Origin of the sequence: Neobacillus citreus (assembly GCF_018343545.2) — a bacterium.
Taxonomy (GTDB): Bacteria; Bacillota; Bacilli; order Bacillales; family Cytobacillaceae; genus Neobacillus; species Neobacillus citreus.
The window spans coordinates 22,391-47,235 of record NZ_JAGYPE020000026.1; the positions used below are offsets into that span (position 1 = coordinate 22,391).

The 24,845-nt window shown below is 41.1% G+C and carries 21 protein-coding genes and 1 pseudogene; 3 read left to right on the forward strand and 19 right to left on the reverse strand.

The annotated features are described in order from the left end of the window. Positions 1 to 12: 12 nt before the first annotated feature. From KHB02_RS15130 to KHB02_RS15180, 11 genes are all read right to left on the reverse strand, one after another. The gene (locus KHB02_RS15130) at positions 13 to 960 is read right to left on the reverse strand and encodes a transketolase family protein (RefSeq protein WP_213140216.1); all 948 of its coding nucleotides are present in this window, start codon (positions 958 to 960) and stop codon (positions 13 to 15) included. Beyond that, complete coding sequence (locus KHB02_RS15135) at positions 961 to 1,785, reverse strand: transketolase (RefSeq protein WP_213140217.1); 825 nt, start codon at positions 1,783 to 1,785, stop codon at positions 961 to 963. A 371-nt stretch (positions 1,786 to 2,156) separates the two neighbouring features. After that, positions 2,157 to 2,912 (reverse strand): IclR family transcriptional regulator, encoded by a 756-nt coding sequence (locus KHB02_RS15140; protein ID WP_213140218.1) that lies wholly within the window; start codon positions 2,910 to 2,912, stop codon positions 2,157 to 2,159. A 150-nt stretch (positions 2,913 to 3,062) separates the two neighbouring features. Next, positions 3,063 to 4,319: an ArgE/DapE family deacylase gene (locus tag KHB02_RS15145; RefSeq protein WP_213140219.1), complete on the reverse strand. Its 1,257-nt coding sequence runs from the start codon at positions 4,317 to 4,319 to the stop codon at positions 3,063 to 3,065. After that, positions 4,316 to 5,587 carry an allantoate amidohydrolase gene (locus KHB02_RS15150; RefSeq protein WP_213140220.1) on the reverse strand — a complete coding sequence of 424 codons (1,272 nt, stop codon included), beginning with the start codon at positions 5,585 to 5,587 and terminating at the stop codon, positions 4,316 to 4,318. Before KHB02_RS15150 ends, KHB02_RS15145 begins: the two co-directional genes overlap by 4 nt. 276 nt (positions 5,588 to 5,863) lie before the next feature. Further along, positions 5,864 to 6,376 carry an RNA polymerase sigma factor gene (locus KHB02_RS15155; protein ID WP_241113881.1) on the reverse strand — a complete coding sequence of 171 codons (513 nt, stop codon included), beginning with the start codon at positions 6,374 to 6,376 and terminating at the stop codon, positions 5,864 to 5,866. 37 nt (positions 6,377 to 6,413) lie between these two features. Then, positions 6,414 to 8,642: a sensor histidine kinase gene (locus tag KHB02_RS15160; protein ID WP_213140221.1), complete on the reverse strand. Its 2,229-nt coding sequence runs from the start codon at positions 8,640 to 8,642 to the stop codon at positions 6,414 to 6,416. Next, positions 8,620 to 9,312, reverse strand: coding sequence for a response regulator transcription factor (locus KHB02_RS15165; protein WP_213140222.1), 693 nt, complete (start codon positions 9,310 to 9,312; stop codon positions 8,620 to 8,622). The genes KHB02_RS15160 and KHB02_RS15165 overlap by 23 nt, the downstream gene beginning before the upstream one ends. 901 nt (positions 9,313 to 10,213) lie before the next feature. Further along, complete coding sequence (msrA, locus tag KHB02_RS15170) at positions 10,214 to 11,170, reverse strand: peptide-methionine (S)-S-oxide reductase MsrA (protein WP_213141251.1); 957 nt, start codon at positions 11,168 to 11,170, stop codon at positions 10,214 to 10,216. Positions 11,171 to 11,419: 249 nt separating this feature from the next. After that, complete coding sequence (locus KHB02_RS15175; RefSeq protein ID WP_213140223.1) at positions 11,420 to 12,394, reverse strand: bile acid:sodium symporter family protein; 975 nt, start codon at positions 12,392 to 12,394, stop codon at positions 11,420 to 11,422. Then, entirely contained in the window at positions 12,394 to 13,785 is a 1,392-nt protein-coding gene (locus KHB02_RS15180; protein WP_241113888.1) for an FAD-binding oxidoreductase, read from the reverse strand. The genes KHB02_RS15175 and KHB02_RS15180 overlap by 1 nt, the downstream gene beginning before the upstream one ends. A 190-nt stretch (positions 13,786 to 13,975) precedes the next feature. On the opposite strand from KHB02_RS15180, the gene KHB02_RS15185 reads away from it, so the two are divergent. Continuing rightward, positions 13,976 to 14,707: a FadR/GntR family transcriptional regulator gene (locus tag KHB02_RS15185; RefSeq protein ID WP_241113883.1), complete on the forward strand. Its 732-nt coding sequence runs from the start codon at positions 13,976 to 13,978 to the stop codon at positions 14,705 to 14,707. A 118-nt stretch (positions 14,708 to 14,825) separates the two neighbouring features. On the opposite strand, the gene KHB02_RS15190 is transcribed toward KHB02_RS15185, so the two are convergent. The 4 genes and pseudogenes from KHB02_RS15190 to nirB form a co-directional block, all read right to left on the reverse strand. After that, a complete protein-coding gene (locus KHB02_RS15190; RefSeq protein WP_213140225.1) occupies positions 14,826 to 15,674 on the reverse strand; it encodes a VOC family protein in 849 nt (282 codons plus the stop codon). A gap of 137 nt (positions 15,675 to 15,811) precedes the next feature. Further along, positions 15,812 to 16,159 (reverse strand): YrdB family protein, encoded by a 348-nt coding sequence (locus KHB02_RS15195; protein WP_213140226.1) that lies wholly within the window; start codon positions 16,157 to 16,159, stop codon positions 15,812 to 15,814. A gap of 430 nt (positions 16,160 to 16,589) precedes the next feature. Then, a complete protein-coding gene (gene nirD, locus KHB02_RS15200) occupies positions 16,590 to 16,868 on the reverse strand; it encodes a nitrite reductase small subunit NirD (protein ID WP_378581643.1) in 279 nt (92 codons plus the stop codon). Between the two features lie 34 nt (positions 16,869 to 16,902). Beyond that, positions 16,903 to 18,543, reverse strand: a pseudogene (gene nirB / locus KHB02_RS15205) (nitrite reductase large subunit NirB); the annotation flags it as partial. 329 nt (positions 18,544 to 18,872) lie between these two features. Between nirB and KHB02_RS15210 the strand changes: the two are divergent. After that, entirely contained in the window at positions 18,873 to 20,078 is a 1,206-nt protein-coding gene (locus KHB02_RS15210; RefSeq protein ID WP_213140227.1) for a nitrate/nitrite transporter, read from the forward strand. A gap of 77 nt (positions 20,079 to 20,155) precedes the next feature. Here the strand turns inward: KHB02_RS15210 and KHB02_RS15215 are convergent, their stop codons facing one another. The 4 genes from KHB02_RS15215 to KHB02_RS15230 all read right to left on the reverse strand — a co-directional run bounded on the left by KHB02_RS15215 (position 20,156) and on the right by KHB02_RS15230 (position 24,210). Continuing rightward, positions 20,156 to 21,469, reverse strand: a complete 1,314-nt coding sequence (locus tag KHB02_RS15215) for an ammonium transporter (RefSeq protein WP_213140228.1) — start codon at positions 21,467 to 21,469, stop codon at positions 20,156 to 20,158. Between the two features lie 5 nt (positions 21,470 to 21,474). After that, entirely contained in the window at positions 21,475 to 21,834 is a 360-nt protein-coding gene (locus KHB02_RS15220) for a P-II family nitrogen regulator (protein ID WP_213140229.1), read from the reverse strand. A gap of 288 nt (positions 21,835 to 22,122) precedes the next feature. Further along, positions 22,123 to 23,784, reverse strand: a complete 1,662-nt coding sequence (locus tag KHB02_RS15225; RefSeq protein WP_213140230.1) for an AAA family ATPase — start codon at positions 23,782 to 23,784, stop codon at positions 22,123 to 22,125. Positions 23,785 to 23,919: 135 nt separating this feature from the next. Further along, complete coding sequence (locus tag KHB02_RS15230) at positions 23,920 to 24,210, reverse strand: hypothetical protein (protein ID WP_213115825.1); 291 nt, start codon at positions 24,208 to 24,210, stop codon at positions 23,920 to 23,922. A 166-nt stretch (positions 24,211 to 24,376) separates the two neighbouring features. Here KHB02_RS15230 and KHB02_RS15235 point away from each other — a divergent pair, with 166 nt between their 5' ends. Further along, entirely contained in the window at positions 24,377 to 24,802 is a 426-nt protein-coding gene (locus KHB02_RS15235) for an HIT family protein (RefSeq protein WP_213140231.1), read from the forward strand. The last annotated feature ends 43 nt before the right edge of the window (positions 24,803 to 24,845 follow it).

Genomic DNA, 24,845 nt, shown 5'->3' on the forward strand with positions numbered 1-24,845 from the left:
CACCTCCTAGGTCTATTTGATTAATGCTGAATCGACCAGTTTTTCCGCAGTTGCAGTAATGCGTGCTGCTCTTAGTTCGAAGAAATCCAAAAGCTCATGCATTTTACCGGATACTCCGAAGCGGTCCTGTGTGCCAATCCGTTTTAATGGCACTGGGCAATGTTCGGAAAGGACCTCCGCCACAGCACTTCCTAATCCGCCGATTATTGAATGCTCTTCTATTGTTACGACCCTCTTTGTCTTAGCAGCAGAGGTCGCAATCGCTTCAACATCTATTGGTTTAATGGTGTGGATGTGCAGGACATCTGCTTGAATCCCTTTTTTGCCAAGTGCTTCGGCTGCCTTAAAAGTTTCATCAAGCATGATTCCTGTACTGATTAAAGTAACATCGTTCCCGTCACGGTATTTTATTGCTTTTCCGATTTGGAAACGGTCTTCTTTTTTCGTGACAATTGGAACAGGCAGCTTCCCAACCCGTAAGTAAACCGGACCTTCATGGTAATATGCTGCTTCTACCGCCTTTTCCATTTCCAGGGAATCAGCTGGAACAATCACCGTCATTCTTGGTAAGGACCGCATAAGCGAAATATCTTCAAGCGGCAGGTGTGTCGCTCCTTCCTGTGCAGCCGATGTTCCGGCATTATGGCCGACAATTTTCACATTATTGTTCGAGTAGCATACTGAAATCCGCATTTGGTCATAGGCACGGCCTGTTAAAAAGTTGGCGTAAGCATTGGCAAAGGGGATTTTCCCACCAATGGCCAATCCAGCTGCCGTCCCGACTAAGTCGCATTCAGATATCCCGACATTAAAGAATCGGTTTGGAAATTGATCCTTGAAAAAATTTGTCATATTGGATTTAGCACAGTCTGCATCAAGTACAACCAAATCTTCATGTTGATGTCCAAGTCTTATTAATGCTTCGCTAAAGCCTTCGCGTGGTGCTTTTTGTACTGCCATTTAAACCAACTCCTTTAGTGCCAATTCTAGTTCCTCATCATTTGGAGCTAACCCGTGCCACTTGTGGGTATTCTCCATAAATGAGATTCCTTTTCCCTTCACCGTGTGCGCCAGAATGGCCGTCGGCTTTCCTTTCACCGTCTTCGCCTGTTCGAACGCTGAATGGACGTCATCAAGGTTATGACCGTCAATTTCGATCACATGCCAGCCGAATGCTTCCCACTTGGCTTTGAAATCCTTCATGCCTTTTATGTTTTCTACGTAATCATCCAGCTGGATTTTGTTCCAGTCGATAATCGCGCAAACATTATCCAAATTAAAGTGGGCTGTTGTCATTGCTGCTTCCCAAACTTGCCCTTCCTGTGACTCGCCATCACCAATCATCACGTAGGCTCTTCTTGGCTTGCCATCAAGTTTGGCAGCCATTGCTACTCCGTTCGCTAATGACAGCCCCTGCCCTAGTGAACCAGATGATGCATCGACCCCTGGGATATGCTCACCGCATGGGTGGCCATGAAGGCGGCCGTCCACATCTCGGAAGGTCATCAGTTCTTCAACTGGGAAGAACCCTTTTTCGGCCAAAACCGAATAATAAACTGGTGTACAGTGCCCTTTGGATAAGAAGAATACATCCCTTTCCTCCCAATCAGGCTCATTTGGGTCGACATTCATATGTTCAAAAAATAAATCTGTTAATAATTCGGTTGCTGATAAAGATCCACCTGGATGCCCACTACCCGCATGATGGGTCATTTTGACAATATGACGGCGGATTGTTTTCGTTAATTCCTGTAAATATTCTTTACGGTTAGATTCAAGCTGCATTATTCCTTCCTCCTTTGTTGCTTATTATGAAACTTAGTTTCTTTTAATGTGCAAAAAAATAATTATGCCATCTTTTTTGGGCCACTCTTCCCATTAGTTGCTTATTGAGAAACGCCGTTTCTATTAATACTTAAAAAAAGAGCAATTAATTATTTTAACACATCTCAACTTAATGTTGCTTATTATGAAACCGCGTTTCCGATATGTTTTATTTAAAGAAATCATAACATCGCTTTCAAATGTTTTCAATAACCTTTTTATGAATTTTCTAATTATTCTTTCGACAAAAAAAGACATGTTTCTCGCAAAACCATTTCTTCTCACGTTTATGTAAAAAGACATGCTCGCCTGGAGTCATGTCTTTATTTCACTTATTCTCCTTTATACCCGAGTCGTCTTGAAATCGATGAACCGACTTCAATTAACTTGTCCTTTAGTTCATCCAGCCTAGCTTCCGTCATTCTCATGGAAGGACCGGAAATACTTACGGCACCAATCACATTTCCAAGATGATTAAAGATGGGCGCAGCCATACAAGTAACACCGGGTTCATTTTCTTCCCGCTCTACTCCATAGCCCTTTTTACGGATTTTTTCCAGAATATCCAATAATTCGTCTTGGTCCGTTATCGTGTTGTCTGTGTGTTTTGGCAGCCCTTTTTCCTCGATCATATCCATTACCTCTTCAGTCGGCAAATATGCCAATAAAACTTTCCCAGCACTGGTGCAATGCATAGGAACACGTCTGCCAACCTGCGAGTGCATTCGCAATGTTTCACTGCCCTCTAATTTTTCAATATAGACCGCTTCTTTTTGTGAATAAATGATTAAATGAATCACTTCATTTGATAGATCTACCAATTCTTGCAAAAATGGCTTTGCTTCTTTTCGGATATCAATGGAATCTAACAGCTTGGCGCTCAATTCCAAATATTTATAACCTAATTTATACTTCTTCGTATCTGGGTCCTGTTCAATGTAGCCGTGGGAGGCAAGGGTGGCTAAAATCCGAAATATAGAACTTTTATTTAATCCTAATTTTTCGGCCAGCTCCGTTACACCTAAACCGCCCTTCTGTGAACTGACATAGTTAACAATGGTTAAGGCTCTATCAATTGATTGTACCATGTTCCGACCCCTCTATCTTTGCTATTAATATTTATAAGGAGAATCAAATGCTGTACTTTTCATAGAATCTATTCTGTTCTCATTATATCACCATATTTTTAAACGAAGAAAGAATATTCTCAAATGAAGAATACCCTTTCAATATCCCTATTATTGTTGAGTTAATAAATCATATAAAGCTAATGTGACAATTTTGGTCGATTTTAACAGATCATCCACTTTAATATGCTCGTCAGCACGATGTCCATTAGCCTCAAGGAGTGTACGCGGACCGGCTCCAAAGAGGACGACAGGAATGCCTGCTTCATAAAAATGACGGGCATCCGTATATAATGGCACTCCGTTCACCGGCAGTTCTCCACCCATAATTGTTGTCCAGTTAGTAGAAATTGATTGTACTAAAGGAGAATCAACTGGGACCGGCCCGAAAGCGCGCGCCAGCAGAATTTGATTGATGTATGCCTCAACCCCTGCATAGTTTTCCAGTGCTTCAGCGATGACGTTACGAATTTCAAGCTCAGCAACCTGAGGATTTTCCTCTGGAATAAGCCGTCTGTCAATGCGGATGGTCGCCTCATCTGGTACCACGTTTGTATTAATGCCGCCAGAAATTAACCCTACTACGAGATTAGGAGAATCGATTCCAGGTACATTTGATTTAATTTTTGAAAAACCTTTTCTGTATTCGTATAATGCACTTAATACGCCGGTCATGGCTTCAAGGGCGTCGTGGCCATATTGCGGTTCAGCAGCATGGGCAGATTTCCCCTTCAATTTCACTTCCAAATGAAGACAGCCGTTATGGGCATTCACCAACGAATAAGTGAATCCTGGGCAAATTGCCATATCCGGGTTAATTAGTCCTTTATCAAGCAGCCATTTTGGCCCAATGTCACCGCCAGTTTCTTCATCAAAAGTGAACGCAAGAGAAATTTTTCCCTTTAGGTCAGCCTGCAGCTTTCTTAAAGCTAGAACAGCAAATGTATAGGAAGCAATGTCCGATTTTGACACAGCAACGCCGCGGCCATACATTTTTCCATCGACCACGTTACCGCCATACGGATCTTGGGTCCAGCCAAGTCCCGGTGGCACTACGTCGCCATGAGAATTTAGGGTAATTTCAGGACCTTCACCGCTTCCGAACGTGGAGTATGCGACCACATTGGATGCTCTAATCATTCCAACTGCCTTCACTTTTTCTTCTTCTACTTCATTAAGTGATACGTTTTCCAATCCAAAGCCATCGAGGCGCTTATAGATATGTTCAGCAATTGCTTGGCAATCTCCTGGGGGATTATCGGAAGGGATTGAAACAAGCTCTTGCAAAAACTTAATTAGTTCAGCCTGGTTTTCCTCAATATAATTGATTAATTGCTGCTTCTCTGCGCTTAATGTGTTTGTTTTCAATTTACTTTCTCCTTTTCCATATTTGAATTTTTAACTGTTAATTGGATCACAGTATCCAGCAAGACTTTGGCACCCATTTCAATGTCTTTTACGGCTGCGAATTCAGCAGGGTTATGGCTGATTCCTTCTTTGCAGCGGACGAATATCATACCTACCTTTGTAAGTTCTGCCATCGCCATGGCGTCATGACCTGCTCCGCTGATTAAAGAAATGGTCCTCATCCCATTTGAGAGAATAGACGATTCAATGGCAGCGATAATGTTTGCGTCACATAGTGTAGGGTCGGTTTCCATTATTTTTTCAACCTGGAAAGAGAGATTGCGTTTCTGGCAGATGGTGTTCGCGACATGAAGAATTTCGTCAATTACCCTTGATTTTCGGACTGCATCGGTATCACGAATATCAAGTGTTCCTGTCACTTCCCCTGGGATGACATTGCTTGCCCCCGGATTTACCTGAAGCTTTCCGACAGTTGCGACAATCGGCGCGTTTTCTTTAGCTAATTTTTCTATTGCTAAAATGATTTCTGCCGCTCCAGAAAGAGCATCCCTGCGAAGGTCGAGGGGCACGGTTCCCGCATGACCAGCAAAACCGGTAACTTTAAAAGAAAACCTGGAGGCACCGGCTATTCCGGTTACCACTCCACATGGAAGGCCTTCTTTTTCTAGTACGGGACCTTGTTCAATATGAAGTTCTATGTAACCAAGAACATCATTTGCATGTCTTGCGGCTGATTTGTATTGATACGGTTCTAAGCCCAATTCCTCAAGAGAACTTGCCAGGGTGATACCTGTTTCATCTGTAAGCTCTAATGTTTGTGGAGAAAAGGTTCCGGCGATGGCTTTGCTTCCAAGGAAGGTGGAGTGAAATCTGACCCCCTCTTCATCGCTAAAGCCGATGACCTCGATTGGGTGGTCCAGCCGTGTGTCATTTTCATAAAGTACCTGAACAATTTCGATTCCGGCAATAACACCTAACATCCCGTCATATTTTCCACCGTTAATAACGGTATCAAGATGGGAGCCAATCATTAACGCTGGTGCGTTTGGTTTTGCACCTTCGTAGCGGCCAATTATATTATTGAGATTGTCGACACGAACCTTCATGCCGGCATCACTCATCCATTTTTTCACCAAATCTTGGCCTCTTTGAAACTCTTTTGTAAATGATAGTCTCGTTACCCCATTTTTTGTTTCAGAGATTTCAGCTAATTCCTCCAGCCTTTGCGATATTCTTTGGCCACAAATCTGTCCTTTTTTTATCTCCAAACAAATCACCCCTTGTCTGGTCAATTTTTGTTGCTTATTACAAAACCTCGTTTCACATTGTTCGTGATTTTATTTTATCATCACAAAATTAAAATAGCAAGATTTTTCAGATAACTAATTTTATATAATAATTGTGCTTTAAATGTTAATATTATTATTCTATTTGATTCCATAATTTCCTTTTTGCTACAGATAAATGCGGTTGTTTTTTTTTGTGAGAACTATCAAACTTTTAGGCAAAAAAAAACACCGCCGTCATCGACAGCAGCATTTAATTTATGCAATTTTCGTTTCAAAAACCAATAACTTAAGTTTTTTTCTGGCCCGGTAGATCTTTGTTTTTACCGTATTAGGGTTCAATTGGAGTACATTTGCGATTTCCTCTTCTTTTAAACCTTTTGTGAACTTAAGCATCAGTAACTCCTGCTGCTCATATGGCAGCGTCCCGATTGCCTCATTGATCTCTTCAAAAAGCAAACCTGTCTCTACTTCCTGCTCCACATTCTGTTTTGTTTCTTTGCCCATAAGTTCAAGCAAATCGTGTTCAAAAGGGACAGCTTTTTTTCTTTTCTCACGTCTGATAAAATCAATGGCAGTTCTGGCTGCAATCACAGATAGCCAAGCTCCCATTTTTCCTTGCTCTTCAATCGTTCCCGCCTTATTCAACGCTTTAATGAACGTTTCTTGAACGACATCTTCAGCGTGAAACCGGTCCCTCGTAATGGAATAGCTAATCACAAACAACCGTTTATAATAGAGCGAATAAAGCTCTGTGAAATCCAGTTCCATCTCCCTTTCCCTTTCTAACGCTATTTTTTTCCTGCGTTTAATCCCCAAGCAGCAAAGTAATGATGACCTTAAATAAATCGCCGTCCGCTTCAATATCCAATTTCCCATCATGCAGGTCGATAATTGATTTGACAATGGCAAGACCGAGACCTGACCCGTCGGTATGGCGGGAAGTATCGCCGCGCTTGAAGCGTTCAAACAACTCATCGACATTATCGCTCAGTTCATATTTGGAGACATTTTTAAACGTGATGAGGGCTTGGTGTTCCACAGTTTTAATGGAAATATAGACACGTGTATTTTCAAGCGAATATTTCAGGATATTGCCAATTAAGTTATCAAAAACTCTCCACAGCTTTTGGCCGTCGACAAGGGCATAAATCGGCTGCCCTGCTTGGTTAACCCGGAATTGCAGGCTGGATGCACGAATCGTTTCATCATATTCTGCGAGGGCCTGCTGCAATAGCTGGTTGAGGTCCACTTTTGCCTTTACCAACTCAACACTGCCACTTGCCATTTTTGATACCTCAAACAGGTCATCGATCAACACCTTTAATCGCTTTGATTTTCGGTCAATTATTTCGAGGTATGCTGTTTTTTCCTCCTCCGACACATCATTTCCCTTTAATAATTCCGTATAGGTAATGATGGAGGTCAGAGGCGTCCTAAGATCATGGCTGACGTTGGTAATAAGTTCCGTTTTTAATCGTTCACTCTTGGCCTGCTCGGACTGAGAGTGCTTCACACCCTGCTTCAGGACATTAATATTGCCTGCCAATGTAGCCAAAACGGATTTCCCGGTTACATCAAGGTCCTCCCCAAGTTTTCCAGCCGCCAGCTCATTTGTTTTTTGGACAATCCGATTAAAATAACCCACTTTTTTGACCAAAAACATTCCAAGTGGAAACCCTGCGCCTGCTAACAGAAAAATATACAAGATAACAAATATAGGATTCATCGCCACCATCAACGCCGCCGCACCAATGAAAAACACCCCAGTAAGCAGAATGAACATCTGCATTCCTGTGCTTTGATCAAGAAACGCTTCGACTAAGGCCGCACGGACGCTTTTGAAAACCTTTTTGCCGCCCTGCCATGTTTTTACCGATAAACTCTTCTTCCATTCTTCTTTCACATTGGTCCAACTTTTCAGATCCACCTGTAAAAATTTACGCTGCACATGGGTGATAGCCACAAAAATGGCGGTCCCAAGCAAGGCGAATACGATTTCGCTTGCTAATATATAAAGATTGTTATAGATATTATAAAAATTTTCATTGACTAGAAAGATAAATATTATGGACAATAGGGCGGTGATCAGAAATAGGCCCACTCTAGTATCAATCGGAAGCTTGTTATAGATAGGCCGCCAGCTTTCCACTTGCGCATTTACAGCCGTCATTTTTTTTGAAAAATAAAGGCTTAACAGCAAGCCAATAATGCCTGCCAAGCAGTAACTCAGGATAATGAGCTGATTGCGTTTAAAATCCTTGTACTGCTCCATCAGAGGGGACGATGCAGAAAGCGTTTTGGCAATTCCGATTTGGCCTTCAATCGTTTTCTGTGAGTTGATGCTCAACACGTCCGCCAAGTCCTCGTATCCTCCGGGACCATAATGAAGATAAGAATCACTTGAAATGCTAAAGTTGGTTAAATAAAGCATATCTTTTTGTTTAAGCGGATTTTCATTATTTTGATTGCTATAAACTTTTCCGGTTTCTGGGTCTTTAAAATAGTAGGTTAATTCTTTTTGGTATCTTAAAAAATCATACTTGAATTGGTCTCTTTTCTTAAAATACTCATCAATTTTCGTTTCTTTTTCTTTGACCACCTTTGGCCTGACCCAGTCATCGCTGGCAAAATTGTTGCTGATGTCCTCTATTTTTGCATCTCTTTCCTTTATCAAGGCATTGGCTATCTCTTCATTTTTCGCTGCTTGAGCATCTTGAATGCGAGATTCATATTGAGCCCGGATGTTGGAAATTTGCTGATCTAAACCACCATAGCGGAACCGATGCTCATCTATATCGTCTTTCGTAACGGTAATCGCGGCTTTTGCCTCTTCAGGCGTAGTTTCGTTTAACTCAAACATGCTTAAATATCCCGCGAATTGATCAAGCTCACTGTGAAATTCCGGCGTATGGAAAAAATCGCGATTCATATATTTGGTACCCGTGGAAATTAGGGCCAGAATGCCGCTTAACGAGAAGGTTAACAGAAATGCCCAAAGATAAATCAAAATACTACTTTTCCATTTTGTAGCCAATGCCCCACACCACCTTTAAAAATCTTGGATTCTTCGGATCAATTTCAATTTTTTCACGGATTTTCCGGATGTGAACAGCCACTGTATTTTCTGCATTGTAGCCTGGTTCCTTCCACACCCGCTCGTAAATTTCATCAATGGAAAAGACCCGGCCGGCATTGGTCATTAACAATTCGACAATCTTATACTCTATCGGCGTCAGCTTGACCGGCTCCCCATGTACCGTCACTTCTTTTGCTTCTTGGTCTAGGGTAAGACCGTTTAAATCGATTACTTTTTTAATTCCGCCATATGTACCTAATGTGACATACCTGCGCAGCTGGGATTTCACGCGGGCGACAAGCTCCATCGGGTTGAACGGTTTTGTGACGTAATCGTCAGCCCCTACCTGGAGCCCCAGAATCTTATCTGTGTCCTCACTTTTCGCGCTTAAAATAATGATTGGGATATTTTGTTTTTCGCGGATTTTAAAGGTTGCGGAAATCCCATCAAGCCGAGGCATCATAACATCAAGGATAATCAGGTGAACGGTGTGTTCATTTAATATTTCGAGCGCCTCAATCCCATCCTTTGCCTTGAGGACGATGATCCCTTCATTTTTGAGGTAAATTTCGATGGCATCGCGAATTTCCTTTTCATCATCCACTACCAGCACAAAATAATTGTTCATATCTCTCGCCTTCTTTCTTGCTTCAACATGTCTATATCGTAAACAGCAAATCTTAAATTCAAGTCAGGATAAATCTTAAGAATTTCTTAAGGTTTTATGATTATTCCTTTTTAGGGAAAAACTGCAAAATCTATCATTCTTAGAATAGCAGTGTTCGTTCAAAGAATAAACCTGTTCTTTGTTGCAGACTTTGATTCAATCACCCAATAAAAAAAGCTGCCTCCATGACAGCTAATAATTAATATGCATTTGTAGAGATTTTCGTAATGACTAGGATGAAGAATTGAACTCCTCAGTCGTTATTAACACTTCATAACGACCGGAACGGCAATCCATTTACTGCTTCGGGTGTTATGCGCTTTTTTAAAGACCAGAATGGCAATTCATCTACTGGTTCATGCGTCGCTCTTTTTATTAAATATCATAATCTACCAAATTTCTTCAGCACTCCATAAACTACATAAAAAATGAGCTGTACAATAAATACCAATGAAGGAACCACGAGTTCCCATAGAAGATAATCCCATCTGAAAATTGTAAATCCTGTGAGGTCGTTTTTATAACTAATTATTGAATAAATATGGTAAAGGACATTTTGTGCAGCCATTAGCGAAAACCATATCCAAAATAGAAATCTATTAGAGCTTTTCTTTAGCAGCTTAAAAGAGACAATTAAGGAAAAGATAACAACAAAATAGATAACTACCATGAGTTCCCTATCCCCGCTATGTTTCGGGATAAAGACTGTTCCTGCAAGGACAAGCCAGACCAAATACTTCACCATAATGTCCGCCAAAATAATCAGCCAATATTTCAGAGCTTATTCCTCCAATAATTTCCTATTATTAATATAAAAATACCACAGTCAGCTTGTACTGTGGCATTAAAATTGAAATTATACCTAATCAAACAATTTCCTAAACTCGCCGTATCCTTCCTCTACTAGCTTTTCCTTTGGAACAAACCGAAGAGCTGCGGAATTTATGCAATACCTTGCTCGGTCAGGGCCGGGCCCATCATCGAATACGTGTCCTAAGTGGGAATCCGAGGTTTTCGCGCGAACCTCAATTCGCCTTAACCCGTGGGACGTGTCAAACCTCTCTTCAAGCTCGATGCGCCGTAATGGCCTTGTAAAGCTAGGCCAGCCGCAGCCTGCATCATATTTATCTGTCGAGCTAAACAGTGGTTCTCCCGAAATGATATCAACATAGATTCCATCCTCTATATAATCCCAATACTCATTTTTAAATGGCGGTTCGGTTGCGTTATTCTTTGTTACTTCGTATTGAAGCGGCGTTAATACCAACCTAAGCTCCTCGTCTCTTTTCCGCTTTTTCCAATTTTCACGAATGAATTTAGCCCGTCCTGAAGCTTCGAAATAATGATTATAGTGAAAAGGTATTTTCTTATAATAATTCTGGTGTTTATCCTCAGCCGGATAAAACGGACCTGCCGGCAGAATCTCGGTTACAATTGGCATCTGAAAACGCCCGCTCACTTCCAATTCAGCCTTCGATGCTTCCGCCAATTCCTTTTGTTTTTCGTTAAAATAAAATATTGCTGTTTTATATGCCTCTCCCCTGTCACTGAATTGTCCTCCGGCATCAGTGGGGTCGATTTGCTGCCAAAAAATCTGGAGCAATTTTTCATAAGGGAAAATGGTCGGGTCAAACGTAATCTGAACTGCTTCATAGTGTCCGGTTGAATTTGAGCGTACATCATCATAAGTGGGATTTTCCTTATGCCCGCCCGTGTAGCCAGATATGACCTCTTTAATCCCAGGCTGTTCATCAAACGGCGATACCATGCACCAAAAGCAGCCGCCCGCGAAGGTTGCCTTTTCGAGTTGTTGAGATATTTGGATCTCCCTCCTTGAGTTTATTACTATTACTAATTGTATCAAAAGGACTGACAGATTTTAATTTTACCATTTTTTACAAATGCTTTCCGAATAGGATGAAATATTTTCCCAATTAAAGCTTTTACTTTCCAAAATGAAACAATTACTTTCCAAACTAACCACTATACTTTCCACTTTTAACAAAATACTTTCCAACCGCAAAATAAACAAAGAAAAGGCACCTAAACCAAAAGGTGCCTCCCTACATTAAATAGCCTTCTTTTCCTGTTCCTGACCGCTGCTAATTTGCCCCTGATTTGCTGGTCTCTTTGACCAATACGTAGCTAGAATTGGACCTGTAATATTGTGCCAAACCGCGCCACAAACACTTGGGATAGCGGCTAAGGGTCCAAAATGGGCAGTTGCCAGTGCCACACCCAATCCAGAGTTTTGCATACCGACTTCGATTGAAATTGCCCTGCGGGTCCCCTCATCAAGCTTCAAGACAAGAGCAGTTAAATAACCAAGAAGCAAACCAAATGCGTTGTGTAGCATGACTGCAGCAAAGGTTAAAAATCCAGCGGATGCGATACTATCGGCACTTCCCGAAACAACCGCAGATACAATCAAGATAATTGCAACAACTGAAATCAACGGTAACACAGAGTTACATTTCTCTACCACTCCAGGTAGGAATTTCCGAATCACAATTCCTAAAATAATTGGAAAAATAATGACTTGAACGATTGACATAAACATCGCCATTGGATCAACAGGCATCCATTTCCCGCCTAGCAACAAGAAAATTGCTGGCGTTGCGATTGGTGCCAAAAGTGTGGAAATGGATGTCATCGTAATCGATAGTGGAACATTCCCTTTTGCAAGGTAAACCATGACGTTTGATGCCGTTCCGCCTGGGACGGATCCTAAAAGAACAAGCCCAGCAGCCAATTCAGCAGGTAAATTCATAAAATAGGCAATCAAAAACGCGGTAACCGGCATGATAATAAATTGGGCACATACCCCGATAATAACAGGGATTGGTTTGGTGATAACAAGCTTAAAATCCACTGCTTTTAAGGTTAGACCCATACCGAACATGACTACGCCCAACAAAATCGTAATATAACCTTTGAACACTAAAAATGGAGCAGGTGCAATAAATGCAATAGTAGCAATTAAAATTACCCACACAGCAAAATATTTTCCAGCAATCGAACTAATAGATTCCAATATTTTCATCAGAATAACTCCCTCTTCACTTTGATTAGTTTATTTGGATTCAAGAGGTTTTCTGGGTCCAATGCTAGTTTGATTCTTTCCATCACCTGCAGCGCTTGTCCGTGCTCCCGCTCCTGATATTTCTGTTTCCCTACTCCGACTCCATGCTCACCAGTACAAGTACCGCCTCGTTCAAGAGCATCAATCACGATGACTTCATTGAATTCTTCTGATTTTCTAATTTCTTCAGGGTTATTCATATCAATCATGATGAGAGCATGAAAATTTCCATCGCCGACATGCCCCACGATGCCTCCTGGCAAATCTAATTTATTTAAAGCTGCTCTTGCATTATCAATGGCTGCTCCCAAATCTGAAATTGGTACACAAACATCTGTTGTCATCATTTTTTTACCAGGATAACCGTGAATAAAGGCATAGGCCAAATTATGACGGGCTTCCCATAGCTGATTTAACGCAGCCTGATCGGTTTCGTATTCAATGCCTTCGCAATGATAGTCGGAGACGATTTCCTTCATAAATTCCACGTCCTGTTTTAAGCCTGCCTCATTTCCGTGAAATTCCATAAACAATGTTGGCTGTTCCTTATAATTCGTGTCGTTAAACAAGTTTACTTGTTTCATAGAGGGTTCGTCGACAAGCTCCACACGAGCAACAGGAATTCCTGCCTGTAAAATGCCAACTACCGCCGAGACGGCATCTTGGACGGACGGAAATGATGCTCGCGCTGCCATCACATATTCCGGAATACCGTAGACACGCAACGTTAACTCAGTGAAGCAGCCGAGCGTTCCTTCAGACCCGACAAACAATCCGTTTAAATGCAAGCCGGATGAAGATTTTTCCGCTAAGTTACCCGTATGTATAACTGTACCGTCTGCAAGAACAACCTCTAAATCACGGACTTGGTCGCGCATTACTCCATATCTGACTGCTGTCGTACCACTGGCATTCGTTGCTGCCATACCCCCTAAAGTTGCATCCGCTCCAGGGTCAACGGAGAAAAACAGCCCATATTTTTTGAGTTCTTTATTTAATTGGGTACGTGTAACTCCCGGCTGTACTCTCACGAGGAAATCATTTTCCCTTACTTCTAAAACCTTATTCATAAGAGAAAAATCTATCGTAATTCCGTGATCATATGGAATGACGTGACCTTCTAAGCTGGTTCCTCTTCCAAATGGCACGACCGGTACTTTGTATTGACTAGCCAGTTTCATTATCTTGATTACTTCTTCTGTCGAAGCAGGAAAAACAACTACATCCGGCATACTTGGGGTATGATACGATTCATCCTTGCCATGCTGCTCTCTAATCGTTTCATTGATGGATACTTGTTCAGCTGGTAACACACTTTTCAGCGAAGCTACCAATTCTTCGGTTGTTAACATTACTTTCACCTGATTCCTCTTAATTTCCAAACAATAGGTCATACCAATTTTTAATCACTTGGAATTGGTCCAACCTTTAATTTATTATAGTGAATAGTCTGAAAAAATCAACCATTTTGAATTATAAAATTGTAACTGTTGAAAAAATTTTTGTATGATAATATTATGATGGTTGGTGAAATTGAGAGGAATGAAAAAAGACATGCAGCTGCCAAGGAAAAAAGCATATGAAGTGGTCATTGATCAAATAAAAGAATCTTTTTTAAATGGAAAACTTCCTCCTGGAGACAAGCTGCCAACGGAGAGAGAACTTGCGAGTCTTTTTAATATCAGCCGGACATCGGTAAGAGAGGCATTGCGGAAGCTGGAGATTGAGGGATTAATTGAAATTAGACAAGGCAGCGGGACCTTCTTAAAAGCAAACCCTATACAAGATACGAAGAGTGATTTTTCCTTCTCTATCGTAAATAATAAAAAAAAATTAATATTTGAAATGCTTGAGCTACGCCGCGTTTTGGAGGTAGAATGTGCCTTTTTGGCATCACAAAGAGCCACAACCGATGACCTGGAGCAAATCCTTGATTCACTGGAATTAATGAGAAATTCCAATGATGATGTGGAACTTGGGCTTCAAGCAGATGTTAATTTCCATAAGAATATTGTCTGCGCTTCCCATAATTCCATCTTTTTACAGTTGATTCAGTCGCTTAGCGAACGTATGGAAGATACCATTCGGGCTACCCGAAAACTACGTTTGACTGATTCCGAAAGTGTAGAAGATACGTTTGATGAACATAAACAAATTTATTTAGCCATCGCCACAGGAGACTCCCTTCTAGCCAAACAGCTGATGGAAAAACATATTTCTCAGATACGAAAAGAGATGACTGAATTTTTCTTGGAGCAGAACAGAAATAGTTAAATACCTCAAATAAACCTTCCAAATCTACATGATTGGAAGGTTATTTATTACGCTTTAGAACGGTATTCGTTTTATGTTTTTTGGGGTTTACGGAAATTCAAGGTAACGGATCCTTTATCTATATTAAAACCATTCGAATCCGATTTCCAGACGGGTCACTGGTCTCTACAAATCCATCTTCTTCTCTTACAGATGCGCCCAACTCTCGAACCCGCATTACAACCTCTTCCCTCGCAGCTTCATCCGGAAAAACAAGAGTATACCAATTAAGTCCCACACTATTACTTGGTGGTGTCGGTGCGCCATCCCCCTGCCAAGTGTTGATCGCAATATGGTGGTGGTACCCTCCTGTCGACAGGAATACTGCTTGCGGATAATAACTTACAATTTCAAAACCTAAACCTTTAGTATAAAATTCCTCCGCTTTTTTCAAATCCCCAACATGAAGATGAATATGCCCCATGATCGTTTCCGCAGGCAGACCAGTCCATTCCGCATTACTTTCAGCAAGAATACCATTCCCATCCAGTTGTTCTGTGGCCATGGAAACAAGTCCGTTGTTCCAGGTCCATTCACTCGAAGGACGGTCCCGATAAACTTCTATCCCATTTCCGTCAGGATCGTTTAAATACAATGCCTCACTTACATAATGATCAGCAGCTCCTAACGGGTAACCAGTCTCAAGCAAATGGCGTAAAAACACTGATAAATCTGCACGCGTTGGCAAAAGAATTGCAAAATGATAAAGACCGGAAGTACGTTCCGCCTTCGGGATCACATCTTCAGGCTGCTCCAGTGTTAATAACGGTGTTTTTCCATCTGTTGTTAAAACCGCACTGCGGTCTGATCTTTTCAATATCCGCAAACCAATAATATTCAGATAAAAAGTAAGCGAGTAATCCAGATTTTTTACGTTTATGCTAATTTCTCCTACATAAACATTAGGTTTCTGATGGAATTTTTCCATTTTCCTCAATCCTTTTTTACTTATTTTAGGTTTTTTTCTCAAAAATTATTATCTCGATTTGAAGATATACTAATTCAAAATACAGAATGTGTAAAGTAACTATTCATTAAAAAAAGAGGAGCTATAACTCTCCTCCATTATTGTTTCCATACAATCAATAAAATTTTATTTATAATCACAATAATCCCTAGTAACCAAGCAATCTCATTTTTTCCAAGCAGAGCAAGCAATAAGACCGGCAGGCCAAACACGATTATTTCCAAGAATAAATGAAAAGGTTCAGCTAATTTAATCGGTGCTTTTGGGGACCCCAGCAATCCCCATATTACAGCCAAAACTAAAGGGCCAACAACCGCGAGAATCCATCGAACAACAAAATTGTTTCCTGTTTTATACCCCCAATAACCCACTGCATAAAGTGAACAAAGTTCTAATAAAAATCGCAACACCAGATTAAATGACTTGAGACCAACAAGCAAGCTCATTTACAAAATCCCCCGTTCATTTGGATTATTAACTTATTCAGATTACCTAAACTATTCATAATAACATTTTAACTAATTGAATTAGTTTTATCAAGAGGTTTTTATCTTACCTTGCAATAAATTTTGTTTTCAGTTAATTAAAAACATTTAGTCTTGGAAGAACTCAAACAAGAGATTTCATTTTTAAGGGGGAACGAGGATGAACTGGAAAATCCCCCTTAGTTATATATCGATAATAATATTATGTTAACTGAAAGGAAGAAAGGGACTAGGGGATTCCATGATCGGTCAAATGCTCATCCGCTATGCCATTTTAATTTGTTTTGTTAATACTATTTAAAGAGAGCTCCACCATATTTTGGCGGGGCTCTCTTGCTCCCAATTATTCTTCATCTAAAAGAAGAAATACATCTTCCCCTTCTATAATTGTTTAATAGCTTTTCACACATCCAATATCGGGCTTTTGAACTTTTCCATCATGCAAACAAATTTTCCAATCATGCATCGGACAAAAGACAAACTCACCGCTTACGATTCCTTGACTTAATACTCCCCCACGGTGTGGACAACGATTTTCAACTGCCCGAAAAATCCCATTTGATAATTTGAAAACCGCCACTTCTTTATCCCCTATTTGAACCGTTTTACCTAAGCGCTCCGGGAATTCATGAACATAGCCAAGTGGAATTTTTGATATGCTTTTATTCACAGGAATTATTCCCCCCTCCACCTATTTATCATCCTTACGACATGACCATGCTTTCAAACAGCTCTTTTCGCACTTTTTGATCCTCAGTAATTTCTTTCCAAGGGTCCCTAATGACTGATAGAGCCTCTTCCATTCTGGCGTTTAATGCTGCACGTTTTTCCTGATCATCTAACACAGCCCGGACATGGTCCAAACCAACATGCTCAATCCAGGCCAATGTTCGTTCTAAATAGTTGGCTGTTTCCCGATATTATTGCAGGTAGGCGCCCGTAATCCCCATAACTTCTTCTTCCGTTTTTACTTTGTACAATATGTCTCCCCCGCGAATGTGGGTTCCCCCATTTCCGCCGACATAAATTTCCCAGCCGCCATCTATTCCGATAAAACCAATATCTTTGAATCCCGACTCAGCGCAGCTTCTAGGACAGGCAGATACGGCCATTTTTACTTTATGAGGAGTTTGCAGCCCTTCAAATCTCTTTTCCAGCATGATTCCCAGACTGATTGAATCCTGGGTGCCGAAACGGCAAAACTGATCTCCGACACAGGTTTTTACCGTCCGAAGCGATTTTCCGTAAGCAAACCCGGACGGCATGTCCAAATCCTTCCATACTTTTGGCAGGTCTTCTTTTTTGACCCCAAGCAAGTCAATTCTCTGTCCCCCTGTTAATTTGACTAATGGAATATCATATTTATCAACTACGTCTGCAATCCTCCTTAGGTCATGTGAATTTGTCACACCTCCATACATCCGTGTAACGACTGAATATGTTCCATCTTTTTGAATATTCGCATGCATACGCTCATTCACAAAACGCGATTGTTTTTCATCTTCATAACCGGTTGGATTAACCATTCCCAAATAGTAATTTAGAGCAGGGCAGCATTTCGAGCAGCCTTCTTCCGTGATCCAACCCAGGACAAACATAACTTCTTTTATGTGGGTCAACCCTTTTGTTTTAATTTCTTCAATCACTTCATCTCTTGATAGTGATGTACAGCTGCAAATCGGTTCTTTTTGTAAAGAGACATCAGCCTCGGATCCTAAGGTAATCTGTAAAATCTCTGCTACAAGTGGTTTGCAGCCTCCGCAGGAACGGCATGCACTCGTACATTCCTTAATATCATTGACGGTCGAACAGCCTTTTTCCTGGATTGCTTCGATGATAGTACCTTTTGACACGCCATTACAGCCGCATATAATTTCTTCATTGCTCATGGCAGCAGTCAGACTGTCTCCGGAATCCTCACCATTTTGGTTTAAAATGGCCACTTTTGTTAAATCGGAAATGTCTGTTTTCTTTTGAATTATGGAAACTAAACGGTTTCCTTCGCTGCTGTTACCAAATAGAACAGCACCGACAATTTGATCGCCGGATAAGACGATTTTCTTGTAAATGTTATTTTGTTCATCAAAGACTTTGATGGCTTTTTTTTCTTTATCCTCATAAAAGTCACCGGCTGAAAAAACTTCAGCACCCGAAACCTTTAACTGGGTAAATAAAATAGAGCCTTTATACGGTTCCGTTCTTACCTCTGAGATTTGTTTGGCTAAAATTTTTCCTTGTTCGTACAAAGGTGCCACTAAACCATAGGCAATTCCGTTGTGCTCTGCACACTCGCCAACTGCATAAATATGAGGGATATTCGTTTCCATGTAGTCATTGACAACAATGTCCACTAGTGATGAAATAATCGAATATCCCACATTATTTCATAAAAATCGGATAAAGAAATTAAATGCGTTATATTTTCTAACATAAAAAATTCCATGTTAGATGACCTTACAGATTTTGAGACAAAACAAAATTGACCTATTATTCTTGAAAACAGCAAGGGGATTACGAAAAGCACTTAATGAGGAATGGAGGCATGGGGATGAAAAAAGTAATTGGTTTTTTTACGTTTACTGAATTGGTAGCTAAAGTGATTTTCTCAAAAAAACAAAATATCGGATGGTAGATTCCTTAAGACGCAGAAGACACAAGGAAGGAGTGTAATAAAATGAGATTAATAGAATTAAGGAAAAGCGGGCATGCCCCCTCGCTTCTATCATCGTTTCTATACTTTGATGTCAGTTTCATGGTTTGGGTAATATTAGGTGCTTTAGGAGTCCATATTGCAAATGACTTTAATCTATCACCTTCTGAGAAGAGATTCATCGTTGCTATCCCGATTCTTAGCGGCTCATTTTTCCGCCTTATTTTCGGGGTTTTAACAGACCGGATTGGTCCCCGAAAAACAGCCATTTTCGGAATGTGCTTCTCATTGATTCCCCTCGTGTGGGGCTGGCAATTCGGAGATACTATAGCTGAACTTTATTTGATAGGCATCTTACTTGGTGTAGCTGGGGCAAGCTTTGCTGCAGCCATTCCGATGGCGAGCCGCTGGTATCCACCGCATTTGCAGGGGCTGGCAATGGGGATTGCAGGTGCCGGAAACAGCGGTACACTCTTTGCTACATTGTTCAGCCCTCGTTTGGCTGAAGCTTATGGCTGGCATAATGTAATGGGACTGGCCTGTATCCCGCTTTTAATTGTTTTCATCGTTTATATCATTTTGGCGAAAGATCCTCCTTCCCAACCAGAATCTAAACCAATAACGGAATATTTGCGAATTTTCAAACAAAAAGACACTTTGTATTTTTCCTTGTTTTACAGCTTTACTTTCGGCGGATTCGTGGGACTATCCAGCTTTCTGGGCATCTTTTTCGTAGATCAATACCACTTATCAAAAGTTCAGGCGGGCGATTTTGTAACCCTTTGTGTAGCTGCCGGTAGTTTTTTTCGCCCAATCGGGGGTTTTATTGCGGATAAAATAGGCGGGGTTCGGCTGCTTACCTTTTTATTGATTGCAGCAGCACTCAATATGTTCGGTGTAAGCCAGCTTCCTGCCCTTTATTTGGCGATAACTTTTTTAATTATCGGCATGCTTTGCCTCGGAATGGGCAATGGCGCGGTATTCCAATTAGTTCCTCAACGGTTCTCAAAGGAAATTGGTATGATAACCGGCATTGTCGGGGCAGCTGGAGGGGTTGGCGGATTTTTTGTCCCGAATATTCTTGGTACACTCAAACAAGTAACCGGAACATACCAAATTGGTTTTATCGTTTATGCAGTCTTGGGTGTGGCTGTACTGATTGTCCTTGCCAATGCTCAGCAATCATGGCGAAAAAAATGGATTTCAAATGAAGCTTCGATAAAAATTTAATCTTTTCGTTAAGGTTGGTAACCTTTGATAAAAGAAATAAGCCAGTAATATCGGATTTCGATATACTGGCTTTTAAATTATACCGCATCCCTGGAAACTTTTTTCCCTCCGCTTGGAGCTAAGGTGATACCTGTTGACTCTTCAAAATTGTACAAGCTGGCAGGCAAATCCGCGAATCGCTCTAATTCGTTATAGGCTGGAATACCGTGAAAGGACATATCCAATCCTTCTTCTTCCTCTCGTTCCGTCGCCCGGAGTCCAACCGTTTTCTCGCATACAAAAGCCATAAACGATCCGCAGATAAGTCCCCAAATAACTACAGCTGCAGCACCCAAGAGTTGAATTTTAATAAGAGAAAAATCCCCTGAAGTGAATAACCCATGAGACTGATCAAACAATCCAACCGCGATGGTGCCGAATACACCATTAAACCCATGAACCGCCACTGCACCTACAGGGTCATCGACTTTTAAATAGTCCACTAATAACGTTGCGTATATGACAATGATACCGCTGATAATACCAATGATGATTGCACTCCATTGCGAAACAAAGGCACATCCTGCTGTTATAGCCACTAACCCAGATAATACCCCATTGATCATCATACTCGGATCCGCTTTACCAAACTTCTTCATCGTCATAAAAAGAGCCGCTGTTCCGCCGCTCGCTCCTGCAAGCATCGTATTAATGGCTATAGAAGCAAAGGCTTTATTAGAAGCATCCAAGGTGCTGCCAGTATTAAAGGCAAACCAGCCAAACCACAAAATGAACGTTCCGGCTGAAGCTAAAGGTATGTTACTTGGAGCAAATACATTCGTGCTTCCATCGGAATTGAATCTTCCTTTCCTCGGCCCCAGCCATTTCGCCATAGCAAAAGCTGCAAAGCCACCTACCGCATGAATAGCGGCCGATCCGGCAAAATCCTTCATCCCCAGTTTCGCAAGCCAGCCGTTTGCGCTCCAAATCCAATGTCCGGAAAGTGGATATACAATGATACAGATTAAGGCAGCTGTTAAAATATAGGCTTTAAAGTTCATTCGTTCGGCAACAGCACCAGAGACAATCGAAATACAGGCAACCGCAAAGCCCATTTGAAACAACACGAAGGCCGTGCTCGGCAGGTCAATGGAAAGGGTAATATTTTGCGGATGTCCAAAAAGTGTGGTTCCAAAAAATCCATTAACATCCTTCCCAAACATCACACCAAATCCAATCAGCCAGAAAGCTAAAGCACCAACCGTTAAATCCACAAAAATTTTCATGGTCACGTTTACGGCATTTTTTGTTCGAACCAGGCCAGCTTCGAGTAGACTAAATCCGCCTTCCATAAACAGCACCATTGCCGCTGCAAGGACGACCCAAACCGAATTTAAGTAGATCAGTTCCATGATACTCATCCCTCCTTTTTCTTCAAATCATCAATATCATCATCCGTTTCACCTGTCCGGATGTTATACGCCTCTAAAATCGGATAAACATAAATTTTTCCGTCCCCATCTTCTCCAGTTTGCGCAGCGCCCACAATTGTCCGAATGGTCCGTTCCACCATGTAATCGGAAAGGTTGATCTCCAATTTTACTTTTGGATGGAGGGTCACTTTGTAATTTTTCCCGCGGTATACACCTTGAGTATCTTTCTGCTTTCCTCTGCCAACCACCTGCGAAACGGTAAACCCAGTAATACCTATACTCTTTAACCCTTTTATGGTCTCAGTAAGTCTTTCAGGCCTGATAATGGCTTCAATTTTTTTCATTAAGGTGGACCGCCTTTCTCTATGTTAGCTTTTATAACATATAATGATAAATAATATAACATTCGCAAAATTACTGTCAATTAAAATATAAATATTACAGTCTTTAACCCAATTTAATAAAAAAAGGAGCATCCCCTTTTTCCTAAAAAGAAAAATGCTCCTCAATATTTCACAGCTTATTGGTTTACCTCTTTCAAGCACATTACCAATATACAAAATGTGTAAAGGATAAATTCTATAAAATAACCAGTCAATCAAAGGATTAACTGGTTTCTTTCTTTTTTTTAATTATGCCCCGACCTCTGGCATTTCCAGGCTCTGTTGGCCATTTAGTCCTTTATATATTTGTTCAATTTCATCTCCGGTTAAATCGCCCCGCTTAAGCAGTTCTTCTGCAATCGAGTGGACGAAGGCAGCATTCTCAAGAACCAGCTTTTTCACATTGTTCATTTCATCCTTTAACAGCTGGTTTATTTTTGTACGAAGAGCCCTTAGGCCATCGGCTCGCGACCCTAAGGCAAGCCAACTGAACAATTCATCTCCCATCCCAACAATACCGAGATATGCACCGGCAAGCTCTGTTGCCTGCCGCAGGTCAGATGTGACACCATTTAATTTTTTCCCGAGGAATTCTTCCTCCACCGCCCTGGCGGCAAGACAAACTTGTATTTCTGCAAGAATTTCACTGTCACTGCGGTTATATCTTTCATGGGTTGGTTTCGTTGCCGCAAGACCGAGGGCTCCGCCACGGCGAATGATAGTAACCTTCCAAACTCGTTCATGCGGTTTCAACAGGTACTGTGCCACCGCATGACCAGCCTCGTGATAAGCAACATTGCGTTTTTCATCTTCGCTCATTGAACGAAGCGGCTGTTTGAGCCCCCATTCATATGTTTCCATTGCGTTTCGGAAATCCTCATAGCTCGAAACCTGTGCCCCGCGCTGGTGAGCGATGACAATTGATTCGTTGACAATATGCTTTATTTGGGCTGGACTATAGCCGATGGTGTCTAATGCAGCACGTTCTGGAGTCAGCGACTTATCACGCTTGATTTTTTGAAGATAATAGAAGAAGACGTCGACCCGACCATCATAGTCAGGTGAATCGACCCAAAGCTTTCGGTCGAAACGGCCGGGTCTGAGCAGCGCTTGGTCAAGAACATCCGGTAGGTTTGTCGCTCCAATCGTCAAAACCGGAGGCCGTTCAGCCTTTTTACGCCTTAAGCCTAGCGTGCGCAGAAGCTTGGCAAACCAGGAGCTGTCAATATTCGGGGGATCCATTTGCAGGAGGAGCTCATTTAAAAGGCCGGCGCCGCCCATTCCCATCATCCCTCCCATCATTCCGCCGCCTCCGCCGCCTGATTGACGGCTCATTCCGATGGCATCGATTTCGTCGATGAAGATAATACAGGCGCCATATAATTTTGCAAGTTTTCTAGCTTTTTTATATAAACCCATGACTTTAAGGTTTCCTACACCGAAGAACATATTTTGAAAGCTAGGGGCAGATGCATAGGCGAATGGTACTTGTGCTTCATTCGCTATGACTTGGGCCAAGTAAGATTTTCCTGTCCCAGGGGGTCCGCAAAGCAATAATCCCCTTATAGCTTCGCCCCCCATTTCCTTAAATTCCTTCACACCTTTAAGGAGGGTGACAATACGCTTGGCATTTTCTACAATTTCAGGGTTTCCTCGATAATCATCCCAAGAGGAACCTGTTTCACCTGGCAAGATCCAATAGGTTCGCCCCCTGGCCAGAAACCAAAATAGAGCAACAAACTGAATAATCATAAACATCATGGCAAAAAACAGTTGGAAGACAAAACCTAAAATAGTTATCGCGATATTCCATGCTGCAGGTCCTCCTTTTACCAACAGCATGACTAAAAACACGAAAACCGCAACCCAGAGGATAATTTTCCGCCATTTGACCCACTGATAGTTCCTCAAGGTCTCACATCCCTTCTTAAATTTGTGGAATATTCTATGAAAAATAGGCTTCCATGTTGACAGGAAAGGTGTCAGGCATGAAGAAATATTTTCATCAAAAAAACCCTCCGCAAAGGAGGGTTTCTATAAACCAGATTATTTAAATTTCTTATAAATATCAAATAAATACTTGAGAGAAATGGCGATACCGCCAATAAAATAGAAGGTTACCAGTATCCATCCTGACGGGTCTATTGAGAGCATTGAAATGAGGATATTTAATGGGAAGATGAAGTAGAGGACATCCTTAAGATAGTCTAAAACTAATGTTGGGCTGAATGAGCCTTTCCAAAATGATTTTACAAAAGCTATCAGAAAATCAATAAGCATAAGTCCGAAAGCAGCCCACAACGTATAGAGCATCCAATCTGCAAGTGCAAAAGACATTATTCATCACCTCCTTTCCTACATAATATTCGTGTAGAATTAGCTGGTGAGAATAGTGAAAAACTTTATTATAAACAAAATAGTTTAAAATTAGACAAGATATGAGCACAATAAACGAGAAAAATTTATATTTACTATTTTAAACTAGAGAAGAGGATGAAAATGGATGGAATTAAATAAAGATTGCATGTATTGCATGGAGGATGAAAGACGAGACAATCTTATGATTGAAATAGCCAAACTTGGTGTTTCCACAGTTTTTCTCTTTAAAGAGCAAACCTATAAAGGTAGATGTAATGTAGTATATAAGGATCACGTAAAGGAACTTTTTGAACTTAGTGATCAGGAATTATCTTTATTTATGAACGATGTAAAAAAGGTAGCAGCTGCTGTTGACAGGGCTTTCCAACCTAATAAAATAAATTATGGTGCATACGGTGATACATTACATCATTTACATTTACATGTGGTTCCAAAATATGAAGGAGAAGATAATTGGGGATCAACCTTTGTAATGAATCCCGGCAAAGTTTATCTGACTGACAAAGAATATTCAGATATGATCAAGAAGATTACAGCCAATTTAGATTAATCCTGAAAACAATAATAAAGCCGCCCACCTTGTGAGCGGCCTA